Source organism: Mycobacterium sp. 48b (assembly GCF_048282725.1).
Lineage (GTDB): Bacteria > Actinomycetota > Actinomycetes > Mycobacteriales > Mycobacteriaceae > Mycobacterium.
Genome location: NZ_JBLVUL010000001.1, coordinates 4,695,440 through 4,711,214 on the forward strand (window position 1 = coordinate 4,695,440; position 15,775 = coordinate 4,711,214).

Annotated in this window: 12 protein-coding genes; 1 reads left to right on the plus strand and 11 read right to left on the minus strand. The window is 67.4% G+C overall.

All coding sequences use genetic code 11. From position 1 onward, the window contains the following. Positions 1-2 precede the first annotated feature (2 nt). The 11 genes from carB to ACNQR1_RS22970 form a co-directional block, all read right to left on the minus strand. Positions 3-3,356 carry a carbamoyl-phosphate synthase large subunit gene (gene carB / locus ACNQR1_RS22920; RefSeq protein ID WP_418047993.1) on the minus strand — a complete coding sequence of 1,118 codons (3,354 nt, stop codon included), beginning with the start codon at positions 3,354-3,356 and terminating at the stop codon, positions 3-5. Beyond that, the gene (carA, locus tag ACNQR1_RS22925; RefSeq protein ID WP_418047994.1) at positions 3,356-4,489 is read right to left on the minus strand and encodes a glutamine-hydrolyzing carbamoyl-phosphate synthase small subunit; all 1,134 of its coding nucleotides are present in this window, start codon (positions 4,487-4,489) and stop codon (positions 3,356-3,358) included. The genes carB and carA overlap by 1 nt, the downstream gene beginning before the upstream one ends. Further along, positions 4,486-4,986, minus strand: coding sequence for a transporter (locus tag ACNQR1_RS22930; RefSeq protein ID WP_418047995.1), 501 nt, complete (start codon positions 4,984-4,986; stop codon positions 4,486-4,488). The genes carA and ACNQR1_RS22930 overlap by 4 nt, the downstream gene beginning before the upstream one ends. After that, positions 4,983-6,305 (minus strand): dihydroorotase, encoded by a 1,323-nt coding sequence (locus ACNQR1_RS22935; protein ID WP_418047996.1) that lies wholly within the window; start codon positions 6,303-6,305, stop codon positions 4,983-4,985. Before ACNQR1_RS22935 ends, ACNQR1_RS22930 begins: the two co-directional genes overlap by 4 nt. Beyond that, complete coding sequence (locus ACNQR1_RS22940; protein ID WP_418047997.1) at positions 6,302-7,258, minus strand: aspartate carbamoyltransferase catalytic subunit; 957 nt, start codon at positions 7,256-7,258, stop codon at positions 6,302-6,304. Before ACNQR1_RS22940 ends, ACNQR1_RS22935 begins: the two co-directional genes overlap by 4 nt. After that, a complete protein-coding gene (gene pyrR, locus ACNQR1_RS22945) occupies positions 7,255-7,812 on the minus strand; it encodes a bifunctional pyr operon transcriptional regulator/uracil phosphoribosyltransferase PyrR (protein WP_418047998.1) in 558 nt (185 codons plus the stop codon). The genes ACNQR1_RS22940 and pyrR overlap by 4 nt, the downstream gene beginning before the upstream one ends. A 101-nt stretch (positions 7,813-7,913) precedes the next feature. Continuing rightward, positions 7,914-9,260 carry an MFS transporter gene (locus ACNQR1_RS22950; RefSeq protein WP_418047999.1) on the minus strand — a complete coding sequence of 449 codons (1,347 nt, stop codon included), beginning with the start codon at positions 9,258-9,260 and terminating at the stop codon, positions 7,914-7,916. Between the two features lie 55 nt (positions 9,261-9,315). Beyond that, entirely contained in the window at positions 9,316-10,923 is a 1,608-nt protein-coding gene (locus tag ACNQR1_RS22955) for a flavin-containing monooxygenase (RefSeq protein ID WP_418048000.1), read from the minus strand. Positions 10,924-10,925: 2 nt separating this feature from the next. Further along, positions 10,926-11,885: an alpha/beta hydrolase gene (locus ACNQR1_RS22960; RefSeq protein ID WP_418048001.1), complete on the minus strand. Its 960-nt coding sequence runs from the start codon at positions 11,883-11,885 to the stop codon at positions 10,926-10,928. Between the two features lie 4 nt (positions 11,886-11,889). Beyond that, a complete protein-coding gene (locus ACNQR1_RS22965) occupies positions 11,890-13,302 on the minus strand; it encodes an aldehyde dehydrogenase family protein (RefSeq protein ID WP_418048002.1) in 1,413 nt (470 codons plus the stop codon). 20 nt (positions 13,303-13,322) lie between these two features. Beyond that, positions 13,323-14,450 (minus strand): NDMA-dependent alcohol dehydrogenase, encoded by a 1,128-nt coding sequence (locus tag ACNQR1_RS22970; protein ID WP_418048003.1) that lies wholly within the window; start codon positions 14,448-14,450, stop codon positions 13,323-13,325. 188 nt (positions 14,451-14,638) lie between these two features. On the opposite strand from ACNQR1_RS22970, the gene ACNQR1_RS22975 reads away from it, so the two are divergent. After that, positions 14,639-15,727 carry an AraC family transcriptional regulator ligand-binding domain-containing protein gene (locus ACNQR1_RS22975; protein ID WP_418048004.1) on the plus strand — a complete coding sequence of 363 codons (1,089 nt, stop codon included), beginning with the start codon at positions 14,639-14,641 and terminating at the stop codon, positions 15,725-15,727. Positions 15,728-15,775: the final 48 nt, after the last annotated feature.

Genomic DNA, 15,775 nt, shown 5'->3' on the forward strand with positions numbered 1-15,775 from the left:
CGTCAGCGCGATTCCAGCTCGCTGTGCAGTTCCTGCAGTGACATCACACCGATGTCGCCGCGGATTCCCGCTTCGATGCCCTGCACCGCGGCCGAGGCGCCCTGCACCGTCGTCACGCACGGAATGTTCATCGACACTGCGGCCGACCGGATCTCGTAACCGTCGACGCGCGGCCCGGAATTCCCGTACGGGGTGTTGATCACCATGTCGACCTCGCCGGCCTTGATGACGTCGACCGCGGACGGGAGATCGCGGTCTCCACTGGGCTGCTCAGAGTGCTTTCGCACCTCATCACAGGGAATGCCGTTGCGGCGCAGCATCTCTGCGGTTCCCTCGGTGGCCAGCACCCGGAATCCGAGATCAGCGAGGCGCTTCACCGGGAACACCAGGGACCGCTTGTCGCGGTTGGCCACCGAGACGAAGACGGTGCCCTGCGCCGGCAGCGACCCGTAGGCTGCGGTCTGGCTCTTGGCGAAGGCGGTGCCGAAGTCGTGGTCGATGCCCATCACCTCGCCGGTCGACTTCATCTCGGGTCCCAGCAGCGAATCGACCTGGGCACCGTCGGCACGGCGGAACCGGTGGAACGGCAGCACGGCTTCCTTGACCGCCACCGGGGCGTTGCGGGCGATGGTGGCCCCGTCGCTGTTCTTGTTCAGCAGGCCTTCCGCACGCAACTCGGCGATGGTGGCACCCAGCATCACCCGGGCGCAGGCCTTGGCGAGCGGCACCGCGGTCGCCTTGGACACGAACGGCACCGTGCGGCTGGCACGCGGGTTGGCCTCCAGCACGTAGAGCACGTCGTCCTTTAGCGCGTACTGGACGTTCAGCAGCCCGACCACACCGATGCCGTGGGCGATGGCCTCGGTCGCGCGGCGTACCGCTTCGATGTCGCTGCGGCCCAACGTCACCGGGGGCAGCGCGCACGCCGAGTCACCGGAGTGGATACCGGCCTCCTCGATGTGCTCCATGATGCCGCCGACGTACACCTCGTTGCCGTCGCACAGCGCGTCGACGTCGATCTCGATCGCGTCTTCCAGGAACCGGTCGACCAGCACGGGGTGTTCCGGGGACAGCTGGGTGGCGCGGGCGATGTAGCCCTCTAGGGTCCCCTCGTCATAGACGATCTCCATGCCGCGCCCGCCCAGCACGTAGGAGGGGCGGACCAGCACGGGATAGCCGATGTCGGAGGCGATCCGGCGGGCCTGCTCGAAGCTGGTAGCGGTCCCGAACCGCGGGGCGGGCAGGCCGGCGTTGACCAGAACCTCGCCGAACAGCCCGCGGTCCTCGGCCAGGTCGATGGCGTCGGGCCCGGTGCCCACGATCGGGACCCCGGCCTCTTCGAGACGCTTGGCCAGGCCCAGCGGAGTCTGGCCACCGAGCTGAACGATCACCCCGACGACACCGGGGCCGGCCCCGTCCTCGCCCTTGCCCGAGGCGTCCTCGGCGTAGTAGACCTCCAGCACATCCTCGAAAGTGAGCGGCTCGAAGTACAGCCGGTCGGCGGTGTCGTAGTCGGTGGACACCGTCTCGGGGTTGCAGTTGACCATCACGGTCTCGAACCCGACCGCGCTCAACGTGGTCGCGGCATGCACGCAGCTGTAGTCGAATTCGATGCCCTGGCCGATTCGGTTCGGTCCGGAGCCCAGGATCAGCACCTTGGGCTTCTCGGTCTGCGGGGCCACCTCGGTCTCCGCGGCGGGATCGAGCTCGTAGCTGCTGTAGTGGTACGGCGTCTTGGCGTCGAACTCCGCCGCACAGGTGTCGACGGTCTTGTACACCGGGTGGATGCCGAGCCGGCGGCGCAGCGCGCGCACACCCGACTCGCCGGCCAGTTCCGGTCGCAGAGCGGCGATCTGGCGATCCGAGAGCCCGCTGTGCTTGGCCCGGCGCAGCAGTTCGGCGTCGAGCACCGGCGCTTCCAGCAGCTCGACCCGCAGCGCGACCAGACCGGCGATCTGCTCGACGAACCACGGGTCGACGCCGGAGGCCTCGGCCACCTGCTCGACGCTGGCACCCAGGCGCAGCGCGTGCTCGATGTCGTAGAGCCTGCCGTCCACCGGGGTGCGCAGGCCGGTCAGCAGCTGTTCGACGGTCACGTCCGGATCCGGGCCCGTCCAGAACCCGGCCCGGCTGGTCTCCAGCGACCGCATCACCTTGCCGAGGGCCTCGATGAAGTTGCGGCCCAACGACATCGCTTCACCGACCGACTTCATCGTGGTGGTGAGGGTGGCGTCGGCGCCGGGGAACTTCTCGAACGCGAACCGCGGCGCCTTGACGACGACGTAGTCCAGCGTGGGCTCGAAGCAGGCAGGCGTTTCCTTGGTGATGTCGTTGATGATCTCGTCGAGGGTGTAGCCGATGGCCAGCTTCGCCGCGATCTTGGCGATCGGGAAGCCTGTGGCCTTCGAGGCCAGTGCCGAGGACCGCGACACCCGCGGGTTCATCTCGATGACGATCAGGCGCCCGTCACTCGGGTCGATCGCGAACTGGATGTTGCAGCCACCGGTGTCGACGCCCACCTCGCGCAGGATCGCGATGCCCAGGTCGCGCATCTTCTGGTATTCGCGGTCGGTCAGTGTCATCGCCGGCGCGACGGTCACCGAGTCGCCGGTGTGCACGCCCATGGGATCGAAGTTCTCGATCGAGCAGACCACCACGACGTTGTCGCGACTGTCGCGCATCAGCTCGAGCTCGAATTCCTTCCAGCCGTAGATGGATTCCTCGATCAGCACGTTCGCCGACGGCGAGGCGGCCAGCCCGTCACCGGCCATCCGCTCGACGTCCTCGGCCGAGTACGCCATGCCCGATCCCAGCCCACCCATGGTGAACGAGGGGCGGACGACGACGGGCAGTCCCAGCTCGGCGACCGTGTCGCGAACCTCGTCCATGGTGAAACACACCCTGGACTTCGCCGACTCGCCTCCCACCTTGGCGACGATGTCCTTGAACTTCTGCCGGTCCTCGCCGCGCTGAATGGCCTCGAAGTCGGCGCCGATGAGCTCGACTCCGTACTTCTCCAGCACACCGTTGTCGTGCAGGGCCACCGCGGTGTTCAGCGCGGTCTGCCCGCCGAGGGTGGCCAGCACGGCGTCGATCTTGTTGCCGCGCTCGGCCTGCTGGACGATGACCTTCTCGACGAACTCCCAGGTGATCGGCTCGACATAGGTGTTGTCGGCGTATTCGGGATCGGTCATGATCGTCGCCGGGTTCGAGTTGACCAGGCTGACCTGGATGCCCTCCGAACGCAGCACCCGGCAGGCCTGCGTGCCCGAGTAGTCGAATTCGCAGGCCTGACCGATGACGATCGGGCCGGACCCGATCACCAGCACGTGGTTGAGGTCAGAGCGACGTGGCATTACTTCTCTCCTGCCATCAGGTCGACGAACTGGTCGAACAGGTACTCGGCATCGTGCGGGCCGGCCGCGGCCTCCGGGTGGTACTGGACCGAGAACGCCCGGCCGTCAGCCAGCCGGATGCCTTCGACCACACCGTCGTTGGCACAGGTGTGGCTGACTTCTGCGGTGCCGAAGGGGGTGCCGAACTGCTCCCCCGCTTCGCCCTCCAGGGCGAAGCCGTGGTTCTGGGCGGTGATCGCGACCCGCCCGGTGATGTGATCGATCACCGGGATGTTGATGCCGCGGTGGCCGAACACCATCTTGTAGGTGGACCGGCCCAGCGCGCGGCCCAGGATCTGGTTGCCGAAGCAGATGCCGAACAACGGGATTCCGGCGCCGAGCACCTCGCGGGTCACCGCGACGATGTGATCGGCGGTGGCCGGGTCACCGGGGCCGTTGGACAGGAACACCCCGTCGGGCTTGAGGTCGGCGATCTGGTCGAAGGTCACCGACGACGGCAGGACATGGCTGCGGATCCCGCGCCGGGCGAAATTGCGCGGAGTGTTGGTCTTGATGCCGAGGTCGACCGCCGCGACCGTGAAACGGTGGCCGCCTTCAGGTTCCACGACGTAAGAGCTCTGGGTGCTCACCTGGCCGGCCAGATCCGCGCCCAGCATCGAGGGCTGGTCGAGAACGCGGGCCACCAACTCGTCGGTCCCCGCCAATGCCTCGCCGGAGAACACCCCGGCCTTCATCGACCCGCGCGTACGCAGGTGGCGCACCACTGCGCGGGTGTCGATCCCGGCGATGCCCACGATGCCCTGCCGGACCAACTCGTCGTCGAGGGTGCCGCTGGCGCGCCAGTTCGACGCGCGTGGCGAGGGGTCTCGGACGGCGTAGCCGGCCACCCAGATCTTGTCGTCGCGGCTTTCACCGTCCTCGGTGTTCCAGCCGGTGTTGCCGATCTGCGGCGCGGTCGCGACCACGATCTGGCCGTGGTAGCTGGGGTCGGTGAGCGTTTCCTGGTAGCCCGACATGCCGGTGGAGAACACCGCCTCGCCGAGGGTCTGCCCGACCGCCCCGAATGTCGTACCGGTGAAGACGCGCCCGTCCTCAAGTACCAGGACCGCCTTACCATTTCGATTGTTCGTCATGCCTCTTCCTCCAGCCAGCGGTCGTACTCTGCGCGATTGTCGGCGCGGAACCCGGTGTCGATCTCGGTGCCCGAGGGCAGCCGCCACCTGATGGCCAGGATTCCGTCGTAAGTCAGTGCCTTGCCTGCGATTCCGCGCTCGGTCCTGATCGCGGTGACCGACTCGGCAGGGATCCAGATCGGCCCGGCACCGCTGCGCTGCATCATGATTCCCTCGGGATAGCGCGTCAGCACCGCCTTGGTCCGGAAGCCCAGATCGCCAGCGGCGACCTTGTCGTTCCAGTGCGGTACCAGCGTGCTGCCGACGTACATCCCCTTGGTTGCCGCGATCGTCGCCGCGCCGACCGTGTCGGGCAGCGTCGGCAGGGTGCCGATCAGCTCGGCCTGGCGCTGCACGCGATGCAGCCAGCCGCGCATCATCTGGCGGATCAGGAAGGCGATCAGCACGGCCAGCAGGGCGGCCAGCACCAGTGACGCAATCAGGGTAGGCGTGTTCACCGTGGCCCCGGCTTCCCGTCGAGCGCGGTGATCTTGCCCCGCAGCAGCGTGGCGGTCACGGTCGCCGGCAGCGTCATCGATTCGAAAGGTGTGTTGTCCGAGCGGCTGGCCAACTCGTCGCCCTCGACGGTCCAGGTCGCGTCAGGGTCGATCACCGTGAGGTTGGCCGGCTCCCCCACCTCCAGCGGCCGGCCCTGGTCGGGCAGTCCGACGATGGCAGCTGGAGCCTCGCTCATCACCTTTGCGACGCCGCGCCAGGTCAGCAGGCCGGGGCGCACCATGGTTTCGGCCACCACCGACAACGCGGTCTGCAGGCCGAGCATGCCCGGGCGGGCAACCGAGAATTCGCAGCACTTCTCGTGCTCGGCGTGCGGGGCATGGTCGGTGGCCACGCAGTCGATGACTCCGTCGGCCAGAGCCTGACGCAGCGCCTCGGCATCGCTGGATTCCCGCAGCGGCGGGTTGACCCGGTTGCGCCCGTCGTAGCTGGCCAACCGGCCGTCGTCGAGCAGCAGGTGGTGCGGGGTGACCTCGGCCGTGATCGAGATGCCTTGCGCCTTGGCCCATTTCAGCAGTTCCACGGTGCCCGCCGTGGAGGCGTGGCAGATGTGCACCCGGGCACCGGCATCGCGGGCCAGGATCGCGTCGCGGGCGACGATCGATTCCTCGGCCGAGCGCGGCCAGCCCGCCAGCCCGAGTTTGGCCGCGTTGGGTCCCTCGTGGGCGACCGCGCCGACGGTCAGGCGCGGCTCTTCGGCATGCTGGGCGATGAGCACCCCGAGGCCGGTGGCGTATTCCAGCGCCCGACGCATCACCAGCGGATCGTGCACGCACAGACCGTCGTCGGAGAACATCCGGACCTGGCCGACACCGGCGGCCATCAGACCCATCTCGGTGAGCTGCTTGCCTTCGAGGCCGACGGTGACCGCACCCACCGGGTGCACGTCGACCAGGCCCACCTGCTGGCCGCGGTTCCACACGTGGTCGGTGACCACCGCGGAGTCCGCGACCGGATCGGTGTTGGCCATCGCGAACACCGCGGTGTATCCACCCAGAGCGGCTGCCGCTGAACCTGTTTCGATGTCCTCGGCGTATTCACGGCCCGGCTCGCGCAGATGGGTGTGCAGATCGACGAAGCCCGGCAACAGCACCTGGCCTGAGGCGTCGATCACCTCGGCGTCCTCGGGAGCCTTGAGGCCCGCACCGATCTCGGCGATCTGCCCATCGGCGATCAGCACGTCGAGCGCGTCACCCTCGCCGTAGAGACGGACACCGCGGATGAGGACCGGCGGATTCGAGCCTGCGATGTGTTTCGTCATACGCTGATCGCCTCCCGATCCGCGCCCACCAGCAGATGGAACAGCACCGCCATCCGTACGTGGACACCATTTGAAACCTGTTGCAGAACAGCTGATTGCGAGGAGTCGGCGACCGGGAACGCGATCTCCATGCCGCGCAGCATCGGTCCCGGGTGCAGCACCACGGCGTTGCCGGGCAGCATGGCCTGGCGCTTCTCCGACAAGCCGTAACGCACCGAGTATTCGCGGGCGGACGGGAAGAACCCACCGTTCATCCGCTCGGCCTGGACCCGCAGCATCAACACCGCATCGGCGGCGGGCAGTTCGGCGTCGAGGTCGTGCGAGACCGTCACCGGCCACCCGGAGACCCCGACCGGCAGCAGTGTCGGCGGCGCCACCAGCACCACCTCGGCACCGAGGGTCGCCAGCAGCGACACGTTCGACCGGGCCACCCGGCTGTGCAGCACGTCGCCGACGATCACCACCCGCTTGCCCTCGATGGAGCCGAGCCGTTGGCGGATGGTCAAGGCGTCGAGCAGCGCCTGGGTGGGGTGTTCGTGGGTTCCGTCGCCGGCGTTGATGACACTCGGCCCGCCGCCGCCGTCCTCGGCGGTCCACTCGGCGAGCTGTTGGGCCGCACCCGAGGCCGGGTGGCGGATGATCAGGGCGTCGGCCCCGGCGGCACGCAGTGTCAGCGCGGTGTCGCGCAACGACTCCCCTTTGGCCACCGAGGATCCCGAGGAGCTGACGTTGATCACGTCGGCGCTCATCCACTTGCCCGCGACCTCGAACGACACCCGGGTCCGGGTGGAGTTCTCGTAGAACATCGTGATGACGGTCCGGCCGCGCAATGTGGGCAGCTTCTTGACCTCGCGGCCCAGCAGCGCCTCGCGGAACCGGTCGGCGTCGTCGAGGATCGCCGTGGCCTCATCACGGCTGAGGTCGCCGGCCGACAAGAGATGACGTGTCGTCACTTTGAAATCACCACCCCGTCACGGTCGTCGTCCTCGGACAGCAGCACATGGACACTCTCGGTGCGCGAGGTCGGCACGTTCTTGCCGACGTAGTCGGCCCGGACCGGCAGTTCGCGATGACCGCGGTCGACCAGCACTGCCAGTTGCACCGCCCGCGGCCGGCCGATGTCGCGCAGCGCATCCAGCGCCGAGCGCACCGACCGCCCCGAGAACAGGACGTCATCGACCAGGATCACCACCGCATCGTCGATGCCGCCGGGCGGGATCGACGTAGCGGCCAGCGGCCGCGGTGGCTTGAAATTGAGGTCATCGCGGTAGAGCGTGATATCCAGAGCGCCGTGGGCGACGTCGATTCCGGCGAACTCGTTGATCTTGGCGGCCAGGCGCGTGGCCAGCGTCACGCCACGCGTGGGGATGCCGAGGAGCACGACCCGCTCGCGTTCGGCGGGATCGTCGAGTGCGGTCTTTTCGATGATCTGATGGGCGATCCGGGAAATGGTGCGGCCGACGTCCGCCGCAGACAACAATTCCCGGTCGGCACTTGAAGAGCCCATGAGGTGACCCTGACCTCCTTCTCCGCCTCTCGGGACGGATCGTTAAAGGACGTCGAACTGCGGGGTAGCTTAGCAGGCCGCAAACGTCCGGCCCGCCACGGTCACCTCGCGGAGTGACTCGATACGGCGTCCAGTTCTGTTCCCTTTGTCTCGGGCAGCAGGACGGTCGAGACGATGCTGACGACGACGAAAGCCGCCATCATCGCCCCGACAGCCCAGCTACCCAGCGTGGCCACCAGGACTCCGGCGACCAACGGTGGAATTGCCCCGCCCACGATGCCGGCCAGGTTGAACGAGAGACCCGCGCCGGTGTAGCGGTATCGGGTGGCGAAGATCTCAGGCAGGAAGGACCCGATCGGCCCGTACGACAGACCGAAGATGCAGAAGATGCCGGCGATCGCCACCGCGAAGGCCACCGGTGAGCCGGAGTCGATCAGCGGCATCACCACGAACGCCCACGGCAGGGCCAGAGCGAAACCGGCGAGAATGACGCGGCGCCGGCCGTACCGGTCGCACAGCACCGCCGAAATCGCCGAAAAGGCCATCAGCGCGACACCGGCGAGCACGCCGACGCCGAGGATCAGGCTGCGCGGGTGCCCGATGCGGGTGCTGGCGTAGCTCATCAGGTAGGTGCCACCCAGGAAGCTCATGGTGAAGATGCCGACCATGCAGCCCGCCGCGAGCGCCACCTGTCGGGTCTGGGTGCGGAACAGTTCGCTCAGCGGCGCCTTGGGTACGCCTCCGGTCACCTGCTCCCGGGCGAAGACGGGCGTCTCGTCGATGCTCAGCCGCACGTACAGCGCCACGATGAGCAGCACCGCGCTGAACAGGAAGGGCAACCGCCAGCCCCAGTCCAGGAAGACCGCGCTCTTCTCGCCGATGGTCAGACTGACGATGAAGACCACGAGATTGCTCACGGCCAGGCCGGCGCCGGCACCGAGTTGGGTGAACATCCCGTACATGCCGCGCTTCCCGACGGGGGCGTACTCCGCGCTCAGCAGCGCCGACCCGGCCCATTCCCCGCCGACAGCGAAGCCCTGCAGCAGCCGCAGGACGAGCAGGATGATCGGTGCCGCGATGCCGATGCTCGCAGCGCTAGGCACCAAACCCACGCACACCGTCGACAATCCCATGATCAGCAGCGTCGCGATCAGAGTCTTCTTGCGGCCCAGCCGATCTCCGAAATGCCCGAACACCGCTGCCCCGATCGGACGGGACAGGAAGGCGACCGCGAACGTCGCCAGCGAGGAAATCGTCGCCATCGTCGGGCCCATGTTCGGGAAGAACACGTGGGGGAAGATCAGGGCCGCGGCGGTGCCGTAGATGTAGAAGTCGTAGAACTCGATCGCCGTGCCGACGAAGCTGGCGAACGCCACCCGCTTCATCGGGTGGGCCTCGGTAGTCGCGACGGAGCTCGGTTCGCCGTCGATCTGGTCCTGCTGGGTCATCTGCCTCTTCTCACGCCACGATCTTTCGCCCGAGAAGTATCACCCACCCGTCGGGTCAGACCATCTCGAATCCGTGATAACCCGCCACGGCCACGCCGTCACCGATCTGCTTGTAGATGCCGACACCGCCGACGAACGGCAGGAACACCCGTCGCTTGCCGGGCACGTTGGCACCCATGTACCAGGATGCGGCTTGCGGCAGCAGCGTGAGATCCGCGGTGTCATTGGTGATGTTCACCCAGTTGTCCTCGGCCGCGAGATCGGCGTCCATCCGGTTCAGTCCGTGCGCGCGCAGGTGTACGAGCGCCGCAGTGATCCACTCGACGTGATACTCGATCGAGGTGAGCATGTTGGACAGCACCGAGGGACTCTGCGGACCGGTGACGGTGAACAGGTTCGGGAACCCCGCCGACATCAACCCGAGATAGGTCCGCGGACCCGCGGCCCACTTCTCCCGCAGGGTGCGCGTGGCGCCGTTCGCGTCGGCGGCGCGGATGTCGATCGCGTTCAGCGCGCCGGTCATGGCGTCGAATCCGGTGGCCAGCACGATCACGTCGAACTCGTGCTCGCTGTCGCCTGCGAGGATGCCGCGTGCGGTGATCCGGTGCAGCGGTTCCTCGTTGAGGTCGACCAGCACGACGTTGTCCTGGTTGTAGACCTCGTAGTAGCCGGTGTTGACGCACATCCGCTTCGCCGCGATCGGGTAGCTGCGCGGCGTCAGCTTCTCGGCAAGCCGCGGGTCGGTGACCTTCTGCCGGATGCGATCCCGGACGTATTCTGCGGCAGCCTCATTGGCCGTCGGATCGAGCAGCAGATCGTAGAAGGACTGCTGGAAACACAGACCGCCGTCATCCCAGCGCCGATCGAGCTCGGCTCGGGTGCCGTCGCTGTCGAGATCTCCGAAGAACGGCGGCAAACCGGCGCCGTCACCGCATTGCGCGCCGCCGCGCGACAGCCTGCTGATCTCGCGGAATTGTGGATAACGCTGTTTGACGTCGGCGAGCTCGGCGGCGATCGGTCGGTTCTGCGCCGGGACGGCATATGAGGGTGTGCGCTGGAATACCGTCAACGATGCGACCACCGGCGCGATCGCGGTGATCGTCTGCACACCAGAGGACCCCGTGCCCACGACAGCCACCCGCTTGCCGTCCAGGTCCGCCCCGCCGGCGGGCCAGTCCCATGTCCAGAGGATGTCGCCAGCGAAATCGTCCTGCCCCTCGAACGACGGCACCAACGGTTTGGACAGGCATCCGGTCGCCGCGATCACGAAGTTCGCGATCGCACGGTCGCCTGCTTCGGTGGTGACGGTCCACTCGTTTCTGGTGTCGTCGAAATCCATTGCGACAACCCGGGTGTCAAAACTGATGTCCCGACGGAGGTCGTAGCGGTCGGCGACATGTCTGGCATAGGCCAGCAGCTCCGGCTGGGCGGCGTACCGCTCGGTCCAGTTCCACGACTGCTGCAACTCCGGATCGAACGAGTAGGAGTATTCGATCGATTCGATGTCGCAGCGGGCCCCCGGATACCGGTTCCAGTACCAGGTCCCACCGACCTCCGGGCCGGCCTCCAGGATGCGCGCATCGAATCCGAGCTCGCGCAACTTGTATAGCTGGTAGAGGCCCGCGAATCCGGCGCCGATGATGATCACGTCGTGGTCGGCCACGCTCACTCCGATTTCCGGTCGGACCGGTACGCCTCGATGAACGTGCCGATATGGTTGGCGACCAACGCGATTCCGGCCTGGTACCCGGGCAGGATGTTCGCCATCTGGAAGTACCCGTGCAGTTGGCCGGCGGCCTCCTCCAGGGTCACGCGCACGCCGGCGTCGGCCAGCGCGGTCGCGTAGGCAACGCCTTCGTCGTGCAGGGGGTCGTATTCGGCGACGTAGACGAGGGCCGGTGGAAGACCGGCGAGGCTGGGCGCCCGCAACGGCGAGGCGTCCGGATGCGCACGGGCGGCCCGGTCCGGCAGGTAGTGCGCCCAGAACCAGATCATGGTGTCCCGGCTGACCATCAGCTGGTTTTCGGGCGCCACGTACGACGGCCGATCGAAGTCGCAGTCGGTGACCGGGTAGATCAGGGCCTGGTAGTCGATCCTGGGCCCCTGCCGGTCGCGGGCCCACCGCGCCAACACCGCGGCGATGTTGCCTCCGGCACTGTCCCCGGCCACGATCAGTGGGACGTCGGAGGACGCGAACTCCGCTGAATGTTCTGCCGCCCAACATAACCCGATCCAGCTGTCTTCGATGGCGGTCGGAAACGGGTGCTCGGGCGCCTTGCGGTAGTTCACCAGGACCACCGTGGAGTTGGTGAGATTCGCCAGGTGCCGGGCGACGTGGTCGTACTGCAGGTCGATGTCACCGATCACCCAACCGCCACCGTGGAAATAGACGATCACCGAACGGGATTCGCCGTCGGGGACGAGCACGCGGACCCGGAACTTCCCGCCGTCGCCGCCCTCGAGCTTGAGGTTGCGTACCGCGGCCACCTCGGGTCCGCGTCCGCTCATGCCCGCGAAGATCGGTCCCGCCATCCGCGCCATCGCAGGCGTGCCCTCGTGCATCGGTGGGTCGCGGGTCTCGGCCAGTTGCGCCAGCAGGGCCTGGCTCACCAATTCCAGCGGCATCAGGTCACCGCTGAATCGACTTGATCTCGAGGAACTCCTCGAGCCCGTAGATGCCGGCCTCACGCCCGTTGCCCGACTGCTTGTATCCACCGAAGGGTGCGTTGGCATTGAAGGCGCCGGCATTGATCTGCACCTGGCCCGCGCGGATCCGGCGCGCGATGTTCTCTGCACGCTCCGGTGAGGCAGACCAGACCGCCCCGGCCAGGCCGTAATCCGTCGCGTTGGCGATCCGTACCGCGTCGTCCTCCGAGTCGTAGGCCTCGATCGCGAGTACCGGCCCGAAGACCTCTTCCCGGTGGATCGCCATGTCCTCGGTGACATCGGAGAACACCGTCGGCCGTACGAAGGCACCGGGAGCGTCGGTGGCGGTCTCGCCGCCGGTGACCAGGCGTGCTCCTTCGGTCATCGCCGTGCGGATGTGGCCGAGCACCCGCTCCTGTTGCGCCCGGGACGACAGCGGACCCAGCGCGGTCCCTTCGTCGCTCGGATCACCCACCGGCAGCGCGTCGGCGGTCGCCTTCGCGAGTGCCTCCACCTCGGCCAGCCTGTCGCGCGGGACGATCATGCGGGTCAGCGCCGAGCAGGTCTGCCCGGAGTTGAGCATCATCGTCGTGACCGATGCGGGCACAACCGATTCCAGGTCTGCGTCGTCGAGAATGATGTTGGGGCTCTTGCCACCGAGCTCCAGAGAGACGCGCTTGACGGTGCGGGCCGCGACTTCCTGCACCCGTCGCCCCGCCCGCGTGGAACCGGTGAAGCTGACGATATCGACGTCGTCGTGCCCGGCGATCGCCTCGCCGACATCCGCCCCGGTTCCGAACACCAGGTTGAACACGCCTGGGGGCAAGCCGATCTCGTCGATGATTTCGGTCAGCGCGAGCGCACACAGTGGTGTCACCTCGCTGGGTTTGACGACCACGGTGTTCCCCGCGGCCAGTCCGTAGGCGACCTTCAGGGCGATCTGGTGCAGGGGGTAGTTCCACGGCGTGATGGCACCCAGCACGCCGAACGGCTCCCGCACGATCGTCGATCCCCGGTACTCACTTTCGAACTCGTACTCCCGCACGATGTTGGCGGCCTCGGCGAAACTGTTGAGCGGCAGCCCCAGCTGGACCGCCCGGGAAATCGTGATGGGACAACCCATCTCGGAGGAGATCGTGCGGGCCACATCCTCGGACCGCTCGGCCAGCTTGCCGGCGATCGCGGTGAGGTGATCTGCCCGCTCGCCGACCGGTGTCGCCGACCACGCCGGGAACGCGGCGCGGGCCGCCGCGACGGCGGCGTCGACATCGGCGGCGGTGCCTGCCACCACCTCGGCGAGCACCTCGTCGTTGGCCGGGTTGATGACGGGTATGCGGGTCGTTCCGCTCGAAACCGCCCACTTTCCGTCGATGTAGTTGCTGTCGTGGATCTGCATCAATGCCCCCATTGTTCGGTTCAGTAGTCGGTGTCGGAGTAGACGACGAGGCCGCGAAGGTTCTTGCCGTCGAACATGTCCCGGTATCCCTGGTTGATGTCCTCGAGGCGGTAACGGGTGGTGACGAGCTCGTCGAGTTTGAGATTTCCGGAGCGGTAGAGGTCGAGCAGCCTCGGGATCTGGGTGCGGGGTCCGACCCCGCCGAACACCGCACCCTGGACCCGCTTCTGCAGCAGGGTCAGCTCGAACAGGTTCAGGTCGACGGTCGACTGGGTGAAATCACCCATGCCGGTGACGATCACCTGTCCACCCTTGCCGGTCAGGCTCAGCGCCTGCTGGATGTGTTCGCCCTTGATCTCACCGACCGTGATGATCGACACCTCGGCCATCTTTCCCCACGTGAGATCGGGCAACTCGGCGGCGGCCTCCGCCACGGAGGCGAACGTGTGGGTGGCGCCGAATTCGAGCGCCTTCTTCCGCTTGAAGTCGACCGGGTCGATCCCGACGACGAACCGGGCACCCGCGAACCGAGCACCCTGTACGGCGTTGATCCCGACGCCGCCGACGCCCATCACCACGACGGTGTCGCCCGGATGGGTGTCGCCGATCTCGGTCGCCGAGCCCCAGCCGGTGGAGACACCACAGCCCAGCAGCGCGGCCACCTCCAGCGGCACATCCTTCTCGATCTTGACGACCGAGGCCTGACTCACCGTGACGTAGGGCGCGAAGGTGCCGAGCAGGCACATCTGGATGACCGGTTGGCCACCTCGGGTCACCCGGTAGGTCTTGTCGGAGACAGCCTGCCCGGTCAGCAGCCCGGCGCCCTCGTCGCAGAGATTCTGCAGACCGGTGGCGCACGACGGACACGTGCCGCACGCCGGTATGAAGGCGAGGACGACGTGGTCGCCCTCCTCCAGCCCGGTGACCCCTGGGCCGACCTTGGTGATCACGCCGGCGCCCTCATGCCCGCCGAGCACCGGCATGAACGGCACCGGACTGCTCCCGGCGACGACGTGCGCGTCCGAATGGCACAGGCCCGACGCGGTCAATTTCACCTGGACTTCCCCGGCAACCGGGTCCCCCAGGTCAACCTCGCAGATCGTCCATGGTGCGCCGATCTCCTCGACGACAGCGGCCTTTACTTTCACCAGAACCTCTCCTCGCGTGTCATCCGACACAGTTTCGGGCGAACTGAGATGTGAATCACTCACCCGAACCGTAGAGCGGCCGCTCCCCCTTCAACAGGACCGTCCCGGCCACAACTCGACATTTCCGGCCACTTCCGGAGGTTCCGACCTCGTTGACCGGGCCTCACGGGTCGGCAAAACTGGCCAGCATGACCTCGGGCCTCACCGAAGCCGCAGATCAGAGCCGCCTGCCCGGCTCGCCCGTCCTGCAGTCGACCAACCGGGTCATAGCGGCCATGACCGACCCCTGGGACCACCCGCGCACAGCGGTTTCGGTCGCGATCATGTGCGAGTGGGCGGACCAGCGCGGGATCCCCGCCGAATCGCTGCTGGCCGGCTCGCACCTCGACGTCACCGCCCTGGGCGACACGGACACCGTCGTCGAGGCGAGCCAGGAACTGGCGGTGATCCGCAACCTGGCCGCCGTTTCCGCCGACCGTGCCGGTCTGGGGGTGGAACTGGGCAGCCGCTACCACCTGACCGCGTACGGCTATCTGGGCTACCTCCTGGCCGCATCGGCCAGCGTGCGGGACACGGTCCACCGAGGTCTGTACTACGCGATGCTGACCTTCGCCTTCTCGACCATGACGGCCCGCATCGACGATGACCATTACGTCCTGGCCTTCGATGCCGCCGACATGCCCGAGGGAATCCGGAGGTTCGTCATCGAACGTGACCTGACCGCGGTCATGCAGATTCAGCGCGATACGTTCCCCGACGTCGACGCGGTCCCGCTGCGCGAGATCAGGTTCGCCTTCCCGGCGGCTCCGGCGACGGACTCCCCCGATGTCTATCGGGACTACTTCCGGGTTCCGGTGTCATTCGGGTGCGCCCGCAACGAGATCGTCTACGACGTGGGATATCTCGACCTGGCGCCACCGATGGCGAACGCGCACACGACCGAGCTGATGGTCGGCCACTGCGACCGCATCCGCGCCGAGCGGTTGCACCACACCGGTGTCGCCGCGCAGGTGCGCGCACACCTTCTCGACCAGTCGTCGCTCGACCTCACGCTGGAAGACGTGGCGCTGCACCTGCACTACGCATCACGGACACTGCGCAGGCACCTCGAGCGCGAGGGCACCACCTACCGGGCCGTCCTGGACGAGGTACGCCGGGGCGTCGCCGACAATCTCCTGCGCGACCGCATGATTCCGCATTACGAGATCGCCCGCCGGCTGGGGTACCAGGACTGGTCGAGCGTGGTCAGGGCGCGCCGGCGCTGGCGTCGAGGCTGACGCCCGGAGGTAGCGCGGATGACGGCGGCGCCGCTGGATAGGCTGGCG